12 protein-coding genes are annotated in these 15,132 nt (G+C 49.6%); 7 read left to right on the top strand and 5 right to left on the bottom strand.

The features are described from left to right. Positions 1 to 5: 5 nt before the first annotated feature. The 3 genes from ACJJI3_RS07175 to ACJJI3_RS07165 all read right to left on the bottom strand — a co-directional run bounded on the left by ACJJI3_RS07175 (position 6) and on the right by ACJJI3_RS07165 (position 3,754). Positions 6 to 1,172, bottom strand: coding sequence for an acyl-CoA dehydrogenase family protein (locus ACJJI3_RS07175; protein ID WP_444897603.1), 1,167 nt, complete (start codon positions 1,170 to 1,172; stop codon positions 6 to 8). A gap of 81 nt (positions 1,173 to 1,253) precedes the next feature. Continuing rightward, entirely contained in the window at positions 1,254 to 2,861 is a 1,608-nt protein-coding gene (locus tag ACJJI3_RS07170; protein ID WP_444941980.1) for an acyl-CoA carboxylase subunit beta, read from the bottom strand. After that, a complete protein-coding gene (locus ACJJI3_RS07165; RefSeq protein WP_444941979.1) occupies positions 2,861 to 3,754 on the bottom strand; it encodes an SDR family oxidoreductase in 894 nt (297 codons plus the stop codon). The genes ACJJI3_RS07170 and ACJJI3_RS07165 overlap by 1 nt, the downstream gene beginning before the upstream one ends. A gap of 202 nt (positions 3,755 to 3,956) precedes the next feature. Here ACJJI3_RS07165 and ACJJI3_RS07160 point away from each other — a divergent pair, with 202 nt between their 5' ends. Together ACJJI3_RS07160 and ACJJI3_RS07155 are read left to right on the top strand one after the other, a co-directional pair. Beyond that, positions 3,957 to 4,601 carry a TetR/AcrR family transcriptional regulator gene (locus tag ACJJI3_RS07160; protein WP_444897600.1) on the top strand — a complete coding sequence of 215 codons (645 nt, stop codon included), beginning with the start codon at positions 3,957 to 3,959 and terminating at the stop codon, positions 4,599 to 4,601. 183 nt (positions 4,602 to 4,784) lie between these two features. Beyond that, positions 4,785 to 7,328, top strand: a complete 2,544-nt coding sequence (locus tag ACJJI3_RS07155) for a mevalonate kinase (RefSeq protein WP_444941978.1) — start codon at positions 4,785 to 4,787, stop codon at positions 7,326 to 7,328. Here the strand turns inward: ACJJI3_RS07155 and yciH are convergent. Next, the gene (yciH, locus tag ACJJI3_RS07150; protein ID WP_444912837.1) at positions 7,325 to 7,648 is read right to left on the bottom strand and encodes a stress response translation initiation inhibitor YciH; all 324 of its coding nucleotides are present in this window, start codon (positions 7,646 to 7,648) and stop codon (positions 7,325 to 7,327) included. The two genes, ACJJI3_RS07155 and yciH, sit on opposite strands and share 4 nt — an antisense overlap. A 166-nt stretch (positions 7,649 to 7,814) precedes the next feature. Between yciH and ACJJI3_RS07145 the strand changes: the two genes are divergently transcribed. After that, a complete protein-coding gene (locus ACJJI3_RS07145; RefSeq protein WP_413665480.1) occupies positions 7,815 to 8,648 on the top strand; it encodes an ion transporter in 834 nt (277 codons plus the stop codon). Positions 8,649 to 8,711: 63 nt separating this feature from the next. On the opposite strand, the gene ACJJI3_RS07140 is transcribed toward ACJJI3_RS07145, so the two are convergent. Continuing rightward, a complete protein-coding gene (locus ACJJI3_RS07140) occupies positions 8,712 to 9,176 on the bottom strand; it encodes a PaaI family thioesterase (RefSeq protein WP_282933171.1) in 465 nt (154 codons plus the stop codon). A gap of 110 nt (positions 9,177 to 9,286) precedes the next feature. Between ACJJI3_RS07140 and ACJJI3_RS07135 the strand changes: the two genes are divergently transcribed. From ACJJI3_RS07135 to ACJJI3_RS07120, 4 genes are all read left to right on the top strand, one after another. Continuing rightward, entirely contained in the window at positions 9,287 to 10,429 is a 1,143-nt protein-coding gene (locus ACJJI3_RS07135) for a serine hydrolase domain-containing protein (protein WP_413665481.1), read from the top strand. Next, positions 10,429 to 10,656, top strand: coding sequence for a SlyX family protein (locus ACJJI3_RS07130; protein WP_282933169.1), 228 nt, complete (start codon positions 10,429 to 10,431; stop codon positions 10,654 to 10,656). Before ACJJI3_RS07135 ends, ACJJI3_RS07130 begins: the two co-directional genes overlap by 1 nt. 615 nt (positions 10,657 to 11,271) lie before the next feature. Then, on the top strand, positions 11,272 to 11,919 hold the full coding sequence (locus tag ACJJI3_RS07125) for a YiaD family glycine zipper/OmpA-like lipoprotein (RefSeq protein ID WP_413665482.1): 648 nt from the start codon (positions 11,272 to 11,274) through the stop codon (positions 11,917 to 11,919). Positions 11,920 to 14,104: 2,185 nt separating this feature from the next. Continuing rightward, positions 14,105 to 15,118: a GlxA family transcriptional regulator gene (locus ACJJI3_RS07120; RefSeq protein WP_413665483.1), complete on the top strand. Its 1,014-nt coding sequence runs from the start codon at positions 14,105 to 14,107 to the stop codon at positions 15,116 to 15,118. The last annotated feature ends 14 nt before the right edge of the window (positions 15,119 to 15,132 follow it).

Below are 15,132 nucleotides of genomic sequence, written 5' to 3'. Positions count from 1 at the left end.
TGACCTCACGCGGTGGGTTTGCGTTTGCTGGGCAGTATGCCCATCAGCTTACAGATAATGCCGAGCATTACTTCATCTGCACCGCCGCCGATAGCGGTGAGACGGCTATCCCGGTAAGCGCGGTTGATTACAGTCTCCTCGATATAGCCCATGCCACCCCAGAACTGCAGGCACTGATCGGGAATAGAGCGGGACAGGCGACCAGCCTTGAGCTTGGCCATTGAAGCAAGGGTAGTGACATCTTCACCTGCCACATAAGCTTCCACCGCGCGCCAGGTTAGAGAGCGCAGGCATTCCACTTCGGTCTGCATTTCTGCGAGGGCAAAGTGGATAGTTTGATTGTCGATCAATGGTGCTTTAAAGGCATGGCGTTCGCGCACATAGTCGATGGTGCTGGTTACACAGTGCTCCAGGCCTTTTAAGTTCAGCGCGGCGCCGGCGAGGCGTTCTTCCTGGAACTGAAGCATCTGCAATAGGAATCCGGCACCTTCATCGCCGATACGGAAATGTTTGGGCACCCGTACATTGTCAAAAAAGATGGGAGCGGTTTCCGATGAGCGCATGCCTAATTTGTCGAGTTTTTCGCCGATGCGTACACCAGGCGTTTTCGCCGGAATAATGACCAGGGATTTGTTGCTATGGGCTTTGCCCTCACTGGTATTGACCAGGGTGCAGAAAAAATCGGCGCAAGGGGCGTTGGTGATCCACATCTTGCTGCCGTTAATCACATAGTCGTCGCCATCGCTCTTGGCGGTGGTCTTAATCGAAGCAACATCGGAACCGGCGCCGGGTTCGGAAACGGCAATTGCACCGATCATCTCGCCACTCACAGCGGGAATCAGGAACTGCTCTTTCAAATCCTGGCTGCCAAAATTAGCCAGAGCCGGGGTGCACATGGAGGTTTGCACTGAAATTGAAAGGGGTACACCGCCACAGTGAGCGCTGCCCAGCTCTTCCAGGAAAACGGTTTCGTAACTGAAATCGAGACCCAGACCACCGAAGTCCGTGGACTTGCTGATGCCCAGCAGGCCCAGGCTGGCCAGTTGCTGGAAAATTTCGTGGATAGGAAAGCGGCCGGCCTTTTCCCATTCCGCCACATTGGGATTGATTTCCTGCTGTACAAAGTTTTGTACAGTGCGCTGCAGTTCCCGGTGTTGATCGCTAAATATCATTATTGTTTTCCCTGCCTTGAAGTGTGAACCCGGTGATTGTGTTAATGGGCAACCGCACTTCCTTGTTGCCCCGGTTTTTCGTTAGAACCTAGCTACGCCAAAGGTATTTTTATTGAGTTTTCTCTGCTCGGCCTCATTGCAAATTTCTAGCAACATGCCTAAAAGTTTGCGTGTATCGCGGGGATCGATAATGCCGTCATCCCAGAGGCGTGCACTGCAGGCGAGAGCATCGGAATTGCCCTGCATAAATGCGCTGGTGTCATTTTCCAATTTGTCCAATACAGTCTCATCCACATTGCCACTGCGTTGCATTTTTTGCTCGGTGACGATGCGCATTACCTTGCCGGCCTGGGCTGCGCCCATAACTGCGGTGCGGGAATTGGGCCAGGCAAAAATAAAGCGGGGATCGAATCCGCGACCGCACATGGCGTAGTTGCCGGCCCCATAGGAACCGCCTACGACAATACTGAGTTTTGGTACGCTGGCATTGGCCACGGCCTGAATCATTTTGGCGCCGTGCTTGATGATGCCATTGCGCTCCACCTCGGTACCCACCATAAAGCCAGTGGTGTTATGTAAAAACAGCAGTGGCGAGCCACTCTGTTCGCATAACTGAATAAACTGCGCGGCCTTGTTGGCCCCCTTGGGGGTGATCGGGCCGTTATTCCCAATAATTCCTACAGGAAAGCCTTCAATACGAATATGGCCACATACGGTTTGTCGATCGAATTCCGGCTTGAAATCCAGCATGGCAGAGCCGTCGGCGACACGAGCGAGAATTTCGCGCACGTCGTAGGGCTTTTTACTGTCTGCTGGAATCAGGCCGAGCAGGTCGTCGATAGGGTGTAGTGGGTCTCGGTAATCTTTTTTTACTGAGCTTTTAATGGGGGAGGGTAGGGCGGCAATAATTTCCCTCGCTATGCGGATACCATCGGCGTCGTTCTCAGCTAAGTAATCGCCACTGCCGGATTCGGTACAGTGCATTTCCGCTCCGCCGAGGCTTTCCGCATCGGCAATTTCACCGGTGGCTGCTTTCAGTAGCGGCGGCCCAGCCAGATACATACCGGTTTGCCCGCGTACCATGACCACATAATCTGACAGGCCTGGCTGGTAAGCACCGCCGGCAGTAGCGCCGCCATGTACCACGGTTACTTGCGGAATACCGGCAGCGGACATTCGAGCCTGGTTAGCAAATCCGCGTCCACCGGGAGCGAAAGTGTCGCTGGCATACATCAGGTTGGCACCACCACTTTGTGCCAGGGCGACAATCGGCAAATGATTCTCCAGAGCGATCCTCTGCATTCGCAGGGCTTTATCCATCCCGGCTGGTGAGATGGTGCCACCTTTTACGGCATAGTTATCCACCCGAACCATGCAACGTTGTCCGCTGACCTGGCCAATGCCACAAATGGCTCCGCCACCCGCACCGGTACCATCCTGGTCGTCAAAAAGTTTATAGCCGGCAAGGGAGCACAACTCTACAAAAGGCGCGCCGGGGTCGAGCAATAAATTAAGGCGCTCCCTTGGCAGCAGCCAGCCCCGGTCACGATAGCGCGCAGCCTTACTTTTCTCTGCCTGTACCGGACGTTGCTCAGCTTCACGAAAATGGTTGATCTGTTCCAGCATGGCAGCTTGGTTGTCATTGAACTCTGCTGAGCGGTTGTCGAGCTGGGAATCAATCGGCTGCATTAGAGCTTGCCCTCCGCTTCCAATTCTTCCACTACCTGCGGCCGGCGTTTGCGATGGAATCCGTTGAAGCGTTTAGAGTTACGGGCCGCCTGAGGGTGCCAAAGGGGAGAGTGATGTTTGAGACTCGAGCCACCATCGATACGCAGCGTTTGTCCGGTGATATAGCTGGCGGCATCGGAAAGCAGGAAGCACACGGCCCCACTAATTTCCGCTTCCTCTCCTAATCGATAGAGGGGAATACTGTCTCGGAAGCCCGGTAATAGCTCGCGCAGGAATTTGGGGTCGTAAGTATCAAAGCCGCTGGAGAGAATATAGCCTGGCGCTACAGCATTAACTCGAACCCCAAAAGGTGCCCACTCTAAGGCGGAGGTTTCGGTAATATTTTCCATGCCTGCTCGAGCGGCACCGGAATGGCCCATCATTGGCATACCGCCGGCGTTATCTGCGGTGATATTTACGATACTGCCGCCGTGCTGTTTCATAGATTGAACAAAAACTTCTCGGGACATTAAAAAGCCACCGAGCAGGTTGCTGCGTACAACAGCATCGAACCCTTTTGTGTTGATCTGCTCAAGGGGTGAGGGGAACTGGCCACCGGCATTGTTCACTAATCCGTGAATTTGGCCCCGGGCCTGGACTATTTGCCCCACTGTCTCCTGCACCCCTTCTTCATCGCGGATGTCCAGGCTGAATAAGCTGCACTCGCCAGCATCGTTGTTGATCTCGCCGGCAACCCTTTCCAGCTTGTCCAGTTTGCGCCCGATCAATACTACATGGGCGCCGAGGCTGGCCAGTTCGTGGGCGATGCAGCGTCCAATACCGCTGCCGCCGCCGGTGACGATATAGGTTTGCTCGCTAAAGCTGCCGGAGCGCAGCTGGCTTTGATAGCGCATGAAAGTTTCCTTTTTTACGGCCTTACGGCTTATTCAGTTTTTATTGTTCTTGTCGGCGCTTGCGCCTGCGTGTGGGAAAACGCAGAATAGCTTAACGCTACCAAGCAAGCGCTTGGTATTCAATACTTGGCGCCTATTTGATTAAAAATTCTCAGGGCCGTTAAGATGCTTGACTCAAATTGATCAATACGGGGAGTGGTTCGTGATTGAAAGTGGGCAGGATTTAGTGAGAGTTCCCGAAGAGTTATCGCCGCAGCAGCTGGTAGGTGCTTTGGTGGCAGAGGGAGTGCTAACAGATCCTGAATCTGCCCGTGGACGTTTGCTGAATGCTGCAGCGCGGTTGTTTGAGCAAAAAGGGTTCGCCCGGACAACAGTGCGGGATCTCGCTGCTGAAGTGGGTATTTTGTCTGGCAGTATTTTTCATCATTTCTCTAGTAAGGAGCAGATTCTCTGCGAAGTAATGCGGGAGGTGACGATATTTGCCGGTGCGCGAATGCGAACCGCAGCGGAACAGAGTCGAACACCGCAAGAGAGGCTTCAGGCCTGTATTCAGTGTGAATTAGAGGCTATTCATGGGTTGGCAGTACCGGGTTTTTCTATCCTGGTGGTGGAATGGAGAAGCCTATCCGAAGAGAGTCAGCAGGAGGTTTTACGCCTAAGGGAGGAGTATGAGCAGATATGGCTGGACGCTATTGAGGCCGCCGAGTGTCCCGGTGGTGATCCCGCTCTGGTAAGGCGTTTGCTGGTCGGTGCCTTGAGTCACACATACAGTTGGTATAAGCCGAGAGATAAGGGGTTGTCTATTCCAGATCTGGCGGCGCGTGTTCTAGCGATATTCACTCCCTGAATTCTTCCTAAATTGGCAAAGCGTGCCATAAAAACTGTGAACTTTGCCTTCTTTCCTGCCATTTTTGTTTTTGAACTGGCTTGGTGAGAACTGGTGCGCAACTGATTTTCTCTGAATCTTTTACTCTCCGCGCAAGATGTAATAAATGTGACAATTTGCGTCACTTGGTGACAGGAGAGGGAGATGGCGGGCCAGGATTTGTACCAGGTGGTTTCCACGGGAAGGACACTTCACGCCAAAGAACCGGGTCCGGTTATCCGGGATGTGGCGAAGTTGTTCTCTATCTCGGAGCCCCAGGCGCGCAGGCTGCTACTAAAAGGCTGGGTAATTAAAGATCGGTTGGTTTCTGACCAGGCGCTGGAGTTTCGCACCAGTCTGCAGAAAATTGGCCTGCGAGTGGAGGTTTGTCCGGCGGGACGGTTTGATAACCGCGAGTTGATTGCAAAGATAAAAGTCGCCCAGCGGCGCAAGGCCCAGGTCAATGCTGCATCGGTGGATGCGCCGGATAAGGCGCGCGCTGGTACTGACCCTTTTGTTCCTGTTAGCCAGAAAACTCTCGAAGCAGACGAGCCCCAGAAAGTCGTTTCATCCACTCCTGCCGCAGGCAATCCAGCAATAAAGCCGGAAGGCTCCCAGGATTCGGTTGAGTGGTATTTATCTGATGCAGGCCGATTACAGGCTGACAGTGTCACCAGTCAGGGCAAGGCAGTTTGGGGAGTGGTCAAAGCAGTAATCGTGCCTTCAATATTCTGGTTGGTACTGTTCGCTTGTGTTTTCTTCAGTGGATATGCCCTATGGCAAATCCCTATGGCTGTTTGGCAGGGAGAACTTACTTGGGTGGGGGTGTCGCTGAGTATTTTAACCGTACTTCTCGCCCTGCTTGTTGGTCTGCTGTTTGTCTGGCCATTTTTCTGCTTATCCTCCCGTTTGCGAGATTCATCGGAGCCCCGTCAGCTGTTGCCCTCTGAAGGTAAGGAGGCCTTGAAGCTAATTAATTCACTGGTCGATAAGCTGGGGCTGCCAAAGATCAGCCAGGTCTTTGTAAGTGCAGACTCCCATATTCTGTCCCAACCGGGATTTCTCCAGGTTTTTAGGCAGAATTTACCACTTACGGTAGGGCTTGCCAGCGTTGCCTCATTGGACGGAAAGGAGGTCCTGGCACTCGTGGGCCGGGGACTCGCCTTCTATCGCGGCCGTTTGCTCGGCGCACTTGGTTGGTTGACTTACGGCACCGTGCAGCGATTGGAACTGATGCAGTGGGCTTTTGAAAATGAGCGCAGTATTGTTAGCCCGGATAATGCTTCGGGAGCATTGGCCGCGCCTTTTCACCGTATGTTAGTGACTGGTGGATATATTTTGCTCCCTATCTTGCAGCGCCTGGAGGCACTGCATTGCCGCTTAACCGCAGGCAGCGCCGTAATGCTGCAGGAGAGGGCTGATGGTGTTGCGGCGCAGATAATAGGTAGTGATGCGCTGGCAGACTTCGCCAGAAAGTGGCACCGGTTAGTGCACGCAGATCTCTTAGTGACAGAAATTAATCGCGAAGCCCAGGTGCTGGGACGCAGTTGTGCAAATATTCCCGATGCCGTCCGCTGGATGCAGGAGAACCTGGATGTTGATACCTGCGATGTGGTTGAGGCTGCTATGACGCAGGCCAGGGACCCCTGGGATATTCAGCAGGCGATCGACAGTGAATGTGTAACGGTGTTGATTGAGCGGGAATTTGTGGGGCAGGTTAGATCTGCGATACCCCTGCAATCCATGTTTGTGGACTTTGCCGGGCTGGCAACCGCTGTGACCTCTGAAGTTGCTGGCAAAGACTGTGAGATGGTCGAAAACCGACTTTTACTGAGTTCAAGTAAGGAGTCAGAGGAGTCTGCTGAGGTACTGGACGAGTATTTCAATCGCCTGGCGCCCTTGACCCTGATGCCTCTGCGCAGGCCATCCTCTGCGGAAATGCAGGCGCTGGATCTGCAGGGCACTATCGATTGGCTGCGCAGTAAACTGGTGGAGTTGCGTGATTTGCGTGGACGCCGGGAGGACTTGCAGATCAGGGTTTTTACAATGCAGCTGGGAGCGGCGCTGATACGCGGCAAAATCCCTTTTACCGCTGAAGACTTTTGCTTGAAGGGGGCCAGCCTTGCAGGAGCTCAAGAGCAGATCGCTGTTAAGCGCGCTGAACTGGAGGAGTCACACAAGCAATTACAGCAGATTTATGGTGTTTTCTATCAGCGCCTGTGTCTATCCCTGGTAACTATGCCCACGGATCAGCGTCAGACAGCCAGGAATCAGCTGCGCCATTTGGCCGCCTACGATAGCTTGGCACCGCATCTGGATCGGCTCGCCGGTTATAGCCACTCGCTGGCAATATTTGCCCAGCACCTATCACCAGAATTGAATGAAAGGGAGCTGCTGCAAAAATATACAGCGCTGTCTTTGCGAGAGATAGATGCCATAGTAGCGGCAGTGGAAAGTTCGGCTCTATTAAAAGAGCAAGGGGTGGCTGCGGCAATAAATTTGAAAGCTCAGGAGGAGCCTTTCAGGCAGCTGCCACAAGGGAGACAGGAAGTGCTGGATTCTCTGCAGGTTATGGAATCGCGTTGCAAACACATTCGCGCTGCGATTCTGGAGCACTATCATATCCAGCTAGCCGCCTTGCTGAGTCAGTGTTTGGAGCGGGAAAAGCAGTTGCAGTTAAAGCCACTGCGACTGCTTAAAGCCGGCTAACCGCCGGCCAGCTTTACCGTGTGGTTGCGAGATTCAAGGAATGTTTTGATCTCAGTACGCTTGTCACCCTGAATCTCAATCACCCCATCTTTGAGGGCGCCACCGCAGCCACAGCGCTTCTTGAGCTCTGCCAGGAGCAGCTTGAGTTCGCTGTCAGTGCCTGGCAGCCCGCGCACGCAAGTCACCCCTTTTCCTTTGCGGCCCTTGGTTTCCCTTTGGATTCGAACTATGCCATCTCCATCATGGCGCTTCTCTGTCCTGGATTCCTCTTTAATTCGACCGAGGTCAGTTGAATAGACGAGACGATTCTCCTTAGCCATGGCTGGGAATACTCCGTTGGTATTTGCTGAAAATGCCGGGAATTGTGCCCGAGGTGCGCAGGATGTCAAAGCCGCTGTAAACGATGTTGAAAATGGGGCGACCCCTGAAGCCTGAGAGGTTAGAATTTTGCCGCAATATGAAACAGCAGCGTAGTTGAGGTGATAGATGGCGTTGACGGGACGTCGCAAACTGCTCAATGAGGTAATTTTCGGAACCGAGACCCGGGCAGGGCGGAATTTTGATGTTTTTTTGATCTGGGCGATCCTGATCAGCGTGGGTTTGGTGCTCCTGACCTCCATAGGTACGGTGCGCGACCGCTATGAGCACTTACTCATCGGCCTGGAATGGGTATTTACTGGCCTCTTCACCATTGAGTATATCGCCCGGATATATTGCACGGTGAATCGCCGCAAATATATTTTCAGTTTCTATGGGATTGTGGATCTGCTCGCAATTCTCCCCAGTTACTTGGCGCTTCTCTATACTGGCGCCACCTATCTTTTGGTGATTCGCCTGTTGAGGGTGCTGCGGATCTTCCGAATCCTGAAGCTGGTTCGCTACTTACGTGATGCCAACGTCTTGTTGCGAGCCCTCGGGCTGGCCCGGCGCAAAATCCTGGTGTTTTACTCCAGTGTTTTGGTTATGTGCATTATTTTTGGTTCCCTGATGTTTGTGGTGGAGGGGCCAGGCCACGGATTTACCAGTATTCCCACGAGTGTTTATTGGGCTATTGTGACCATCACAACCGTTGGTTATGGCGATATCTCTCCGCAAACGCCTTTGGGGCAGGGCATTGCTGCAATGACCATGCTGATTGGTTACTCAATTATTGCAGTGCCTACCGGCATTCTAACGGCGGAATTGGCTGGAGAAATGCATCGGGAGCGAGTGCAACAGCGCTGTGATAACTGCAGCCGTAGTGCCCATGACCCAGATGCGGAATACTGCAAATTCTGCGGCCATCGCCTGGAGGATATGGAAGAGAGCGAAGCGCTGTAAGTTATTCGCCCTTTGTCACCGCCGGCCAAAACAGGGCCGGCAGCCATTTATCAGCTTATGGTTTTACCACTCATCCGGGACGCGGACGGCTATGACTTCTGCCTTGGCGCAGAGGCGTCCATTGCTGGTGAGATTGCAGTGCAGAACAGTTTTCTTGGAGGAGCGCTGAACAATAGTGGCTTCGAGAATGACCGGTTTATCGATGGCAGCCGGTGCCAGGTAGCTAATATCCAGTTTGCCGGTGGCATACCAGATCTTGTCACCAGTGCCGACAGCTCGTCCGGCTTGCAGGTAACCATCGGCGATGGCTGTGCATACGGTATGGCAGTCGATAACCGTAGCGATAATTCCACCGTTTAAATATTGAGCAGGTCCAGCATTGTGATGGGAGCTGGGAAGGAACTCGCAGCGGGTTTGATCCTTCTCGGTCCAGTAGCTTTTAATACGCAGGCCCTGGTCATTGTCTGGACCACAGCCGAAGCAATGATTGCCCTGGATCTGATCTTGAATTGCGCTTTCCTGAGTCATATTTATCCCTCGCTATGAGCGCGCAATACTACCGATTTGCGCCGCAGAGTGGAAGAAACTACCCTTGCGGGCTTGCAACAGAGTTATCCGAATTATCTGGACGTAAATACATGGACATATACGGCTTTTGTGCCCCTGGTTTAGAGGCTCTTTACGATGCTTTTGCCAGAAATTTTCGCGAGTGCGGTGATACAGGAGCGGCCTTTGCCGTGCGCCAGCATGGAGAATTAATCTGTTCCTTATGGGCGGGAAGTGCGGATCGGGGTGCAGAGAGGCCATTTACTGAAGACACATTGGCCAATGTCTTCTCATCTTCCAAAGGCGTTCTTGCAGTTTTGGCGATGCAGCAAGTTGCCGCAGGCAAACTGGATTTGGATCGCCCGGTAGCGGATTACTGGCCTGAATTTGCCCCAGGCAAGGAAACTGTCACCGCACGCCAATTGCTGTGCCACCGCAGCGGACTTGTCGCTTTCCGTGAGCGGGTAAAAGACAGTTTGATTTACGATTGGCAGGCCGCTTGCGACCAGGTAGCTGGCAGCGAGCCTTGGTGGAAGCCCGGAAGTGCACAGGGTTACGCCCCATTTTTATACGGCTGGAGCTTGGGTGGATTAATTGAAAGGGTTGCTGAAAAACCCTTGTTGGAACTTTATCGGGAATTGCTAGCCAAACCCCTCAATCTTGATGGGGGCTTTGGGGCAAACGGACATCGTTCGCAGAGAATTGCCGATGTCAGCCCGCTGAAACAACCCTTACCAGAGCTTCGGGAAAATGCCATTGGCCGCGCCATAAAAGAAGACCGCAAAGGGCCTGTTGCGATGGCATTTAGCAACCCGGTGAGCTTGATGATGGGTACCAATAGCTCCGAGTGGCGCGGTGCCTTAATTCCTGCAGCCAATGGCCACTTCAGTGCGAGAGACCTGGCAGCGGTTTACGGTGAACTCACCTGTGACGAGCCGACTATTTTGCCCAAGCGGTTGATAGATGAAGCGGCAAAGGAGCAGAGTCATGGCCACGATAAAGTATTGCAGGCTGAGGTGAGTTTTGGTTGTGGCTTTATTCGCAGCAGTTCCGCGGCGGACTTGCGCTTTGGGGGTAGCCAGGGCTTTGGACATCCGGGAGCGGGTGGTAGTGTCGGCTTTGCTGATCCGGAAAGAGGGCTGGGATTCGGATACGTGACAACTCGTTTGGGGCAGAGCTTATTTATGGATCGTCGAGCGGTCGGTCTGGTAGATGTTCTTTACGGGTTGTTGTGATGACTGAAGAAATAAAGGCTCTGGTAGAGCGGGTCGATGAACTGGAGAGCCGTTTGGCTTTTCAGGAAGACACTATAAGCCAATTAAATGATGTGATTACTCGTCAGGATACGGATATTCGCACTCTACTCGCACATATGCGCGAGTTGGGCGAAAAGTATCGGACGATTGCTTTTGAGATGCAGGGGGCCGGCAAGCCGCTGGATGAAAAACCTCCGCATTACTAATTCAGTGGTTACAAAAGGGTTTTTATAGAAGTCCACAGGGGCTGGCACGAAATTTTTTTTGTTACTAAGTGACAGACATAGAGGTATTCGCTGCCTCTTGGGGGTGACTTTAAAAACAAAAGCGTCTAAAAAAATTGCCTCAGTGGAGCGTGAGGCTATTGACAAACTTTTCCACATACGCAGTTGGTAAAATTTGCCCTCAAACAAGAAGATATCCACCGCTATTTGACGTCAAGGCAGATTTCTAACTTGTTGTTTTTAAAAGGAAAACTGAAGAGTTTAAAAAATGTGCAAAACGCTGTAGGCGAGAGTTTACGCCGGCTGGCGCCATGGATAGCGTATTAGTGCACAGTTTTATCCACAGATTTTGTGGAAGACCGGGAAGCTGATCACTTCTTGCTCGCTACTTTGTCCGTCATTGGTACGTAGTTATGAATAGTTAGTACGTAATGGGGACTAGTCAGTAGAACTGACAATAAATTCGCTTTAGTCTATGGAAAATTTCATTGGGTTGGTTCAGCCGCCAGTCAGATAGTGTGTTGAACAATACAGAGATTGCACAAGACATGTGTAGCTCAATACCCGTTACTTAAAAATGCGTTAGGAGAGCCAATAATGAAATATTGGGTAGCAGCCCTGGCACTGGGTTCGATGGTTGGTTGTTCCACATTGGACCCTTACACAGGTGAAAGTAAGACCAGTAATGCCGCCAAGGGGGCTGGAATTGGAGCTGTAACTGGAGCGATCGTTGGTGTCGCTACTGCCAGTAAGAAAGACCGTGGTAAGGGAGCCTTGACTGGTGCCCTGGGTGGCGCGGCGATCGGTGGTGGCATTGGTTACTATATGGATCGTCAGGAAATGTTGTTGCGTCAGCGCCTGGAAGGTACTGGCGTACGTGTTGAGCGTGAAGGTGATAATATTCGCCTGATCATGCCGGGTAACATTACCTTCGGCACTAACCGCGCAGATATTCGTACAGACTTCTATGACACTCTGGAATCGGTCACTGTTGTATTGCAGGAGTTTGATAAAACTGCAATTCGAGTCAGCGGCCATACCGATAGCACTGGTTCAGATGTGTACAACCAGAGCTTGAGCGAACAGCGTGCTAATTCCGTTGCTGGCTTCTTCAGCGGTCAGGGCGTTTCTGCAGGTCGTGTACAGGCTGTAGGTTACGGTGAGCGTTATCCTATTGCCAGCAATGACTCTGAAGCTGGGCGTCAGGCCAATCGCCGAGTTGAGTTGGAACTACTGCCTTTATAACGATCAGGTCAGATATTTTCTACCTTTAGTCGTTCTTTTATTGATAGTGCCCAGATTGTTCGATTTGGGCACTACCCCCCTTCATAAATTCCCATTATTATTCTACTCAATTTCTTAACTAATCCCTTAAGCAGCTATTTGTTTGTCCCTACAAAGAGTTTCCGGCTTTGATCTCTGGTTACTCGGCGGATGATGTATTGAGAGAAAGCTTTCTCACTTATCCTCTTGCCATCTTCAGAATCTTTCCCGAACTGTTTTTGTAGTTGCCGCTCACACCATTCTATTTAGATCAAGGCTCATCTTTGGATTTCCGTGTTGTCTTATTTTCAGACTTATATAAATCTAGCGACCCTAAGATTTAGCATTAGTTTGATTTCAGTAAATTTTTAGAGAATGTTTTGTGAGCCAAACGAGAGTGGTTATCAGTTCTTTGATGTCTCAGTTTGTTCGACTGCTAAAAATTAGACGTGCCAACATTTTTATAGAGATCATTTGCCAATCATATTTTCTACCTATGAATAATTGATTTTGTGGCCATGTATGCAGAGATAGATTTGCTTGCTTTTTAATTTTTAGAGCATTGGCCGTCAAGTAAGCAGGAAAGTCCGAAAATTAAGTTGTCTAGGGTTGGGTTGGCGCTAATAATAATTTCTTAGTTTTATTATTTTCTGGATTTGTATTTTATGTGATTTATATTTTTGGCCAGCTTTTTATGTTGGTACACCTGTGCAAGTTGAGGTGGTGTGAGTCGTAAGTTTTTATTGTTTTTTCTGTCGCGGATATTTTTAGGTGTTTAGTTGGTGGAATCAGTTTGATTAGCACCCCCCAGGCAAAGGATCGCATAAATACTTCTAATTCGAAGGGTGTAGCGCCAGATTTTAGGGTTGTGTTAATAGTGGAGGTTGTTCCTTCCCTCATTCGCCACTTCGATTGGTAATTTAGTTGTTGGGTGGATGGATGGATGGATGGATGGATGGATGTTTGTGTCTGTCTCGTCGGAGAATTAATTCGACACATTTAGGTGGGTAAAGAATTTCATAAGTATTGTTTTTCATGGTTTCACTGCTGTAAATGGCTGATCTATGCGCTGCAGAAATATAATAATGGTGATCGTGAACCTGGCTGGTTTTAAGAGACGATAAAGTAAAATTTTGCAGGAAGCTTGTCCTTTTGGTTGGAAATGATGAGTCTTAAGATGTGGGCCTGTGATGATCGTCAAGCTTCATTACTTAAATGTTTTGTGAGATTCATATTGGGGCTGAGGGCTTCAAGCTCTTTTCATGAAGGTCTATGTCATTTTCAGTTCTTCACTAAAAGATTTTATCCATAAGATGGAAAGGCTATCTCGATAACTTTTGGTTGGTAATTAATAAGGGGTAGCGGTGATCTTGGCAGAAGGTGTTGGCTAAAAGTAGGTTCTGAGAAGAGTACACAATGAGTTCTTAACTTAAAGCCTTGACTCTCCTCTTAAGGGAAGAGTTTAGAATTTTAGTGGCTCAGGTAAAGATAGGGGTCTCACTTAACATGCGGTAGATGTAGTAGCTGCGCCTAATTGCTGAATCGATCGTAAAGCTATTGATTGAGTGGTTGGATGTTAGAGTTGGTAAATAGTTCTTGGCTTTAGTGTTTTATTGCAATTTTATTACATTTAAATTTTTATAGTAGGTTTTTGTTCTTTTTTTGTTTGTGATTTGGAGTTTTTTTAATTTTGGGTGATTGTTTTACACCCAGGCCCGGTCTGTGGGGCGGGGTGGAAAAATTGAGGCAGTGTTGTGGGTCCTTAATTGGCATTTTATTTAGATGTGTCAAAAAAAACAGTCTTCAATCATTTGCTGGTGTGCATGCAAAAGACGCCAAAATTTTTAGGGTGGAAAATACTATTTATCGTTGTGTAAGTGAAATAATTATTGGTTCATCTGTACCAATTGAGGTTGTTAGTTTTATTGGTACAGCTTGTTAGTACAAGTGGGATGAAATTTGATCAGTTAAAAGGCCCCAAATTTTGGGTGACTGGTTATTCTTTAAGGTAATATCAATATCACTTTACAGAATATGCAAGGTTAGTACATCCTAACGCAAAGTCACTTAATTCCATCGAGTTATTTTGCCTTTTTACGCCAAGTTAGATTTGCGAGAAAACATAAAGAACCCTTCTGGGTTGATAAGTTAGTTGTAGGTGTTTGCCGTGAAAAGTAGTCTTCTATCGCCATACCAGGGCCTTAAAGAAAGTAAAAAGAGAACGATATCGATCATTATTTGTTCCGGTGCCCAGTGCCTGGATATCACAGGTCCAGCTGAGGTGTTTACGTTTGCTAATAAACAAATGGCCGATTTTGGGTATGGCGAAGATCAGCTGTATAAAATTGAATTTTTGGCTGCAAGCAAGGAGCCGAGGCAAGTAACTACTGGCTTGAAAGTACATCCAGATAAATGTTTTTACGAGGCCGATTCCATCCATACTCTTTTAGTTGGTGGTGGTACTGCGAAAAGTTGCCTTGACTTAACGGATGACAGTCAGTTTCTTGAATGGTTGAAAGTTAAGGCAAAGGAAGTTGAGAGGATAGGGGTTAGCGGAAGTGGTACATTGGTACTTGCCAAGGCTGGAGTTTTATCAGGGCATCGGGCTACAACCCATGAAAAATACATCGGTGATCTAAAAAAATATAAAGATATTGAAGTAGATGACAAAGCGATTTTTGTGAGAGATAAGAAAATCTACAGTTCTGTAGGGCGAAGTGCAGGGATAGACTTGGCCTTAGCTATGGTTGAGGAGGACTTCGGTCGAAAACTGGCCCTTTTAGTTGCTCGGGAAATGATTTTGTACCTGAAGCGTGATGGTGATCAGAGTCAGTACAGTAGTTATTTGCAGGCACAATTAAAAAATAATAGGTTCTCCCCGTTGTTGGAATGGATAAACCTTAACTTAGAGCAGTCTCTCAGTGTTGATTTTTTGGCCAAAAAGCAAGCAATGAGTCCCCGAAATTTTTCTCGCTGCTTCACAAGCGAGATAGGTGTAACTCCGGCTCGGTATTTGGAGCAGGTTAGAGTTGAGAAGGCCTGTCAGTTAATCTTGGAGGCAGGGATTAGTCAGGATGTAGTGGCAACCCAGTGTGGCTTTTCGTCGCAGGAACAAATGAGAAGGGCGTTTCTCCGGCAGAAAGGTATTCTTCCCAGTAAATACCGCAAACAGTTCGCTTGAAAATACTGGATTTC

The sequence above is a fragment of the Microbulbifer maximicatervae (SeqCode) genome (assembly GCF_052466985.1).
The sequence above is the reverse complement of the archived record's forward strand: the minus strand, read 5'-3'. Positions and strand labels throughout refer to the sequence as shown.